We start from the raw sequence: 391 nt of genomic DNA on the forward strand, positions 1-391 counted from the left end.
ATTTACGCTTCGTTGATGCTTACTTTGAGTCCCTATCGGGGCTAACCACCACTGGCGCGACCGTCATTACCGGGATAGATGACCTGCCCAAATCTATCTTGTGGTACCGACAACAATTGCAATGGCTTGGCGGCATGGGCTTGATCGTACTGGCTGTCGCCATTCTTCCAATGCTAGGCATTGGTGGTATGCAGCTATACCGAGCAGAGACTCCCGGCCCGGTAAAAGACAGTAAATTAACGCCTCGAATCACCGAAACCGCCAAAGCTCTTTGGTATATATACCTCGGGCTAACAGTCGCTTGCGCGCTATCTTACTGGGCCGCTGGAATGACCCTGTTTGACGCCATAGGCCATAGTTTTTCGACCATCGCCATCGGCGGCTATTCAAC

General features: G+C 51.9%; 1 protein-coding gene. It reads left to right on the top strand.

The window, feature by feature from the left end; genetic code table 11:
• Window positions 1-391 (top strand): potassium transporter TrkG (locus tag A3761_RS08440; RefSeq protein WP_304439604.1); only part of this gene is annotated, 391 nt, incomplete at both ends.

It is taken from the genome of Oleiphilus sp. HI0123 (assembly GCF_001635315.1).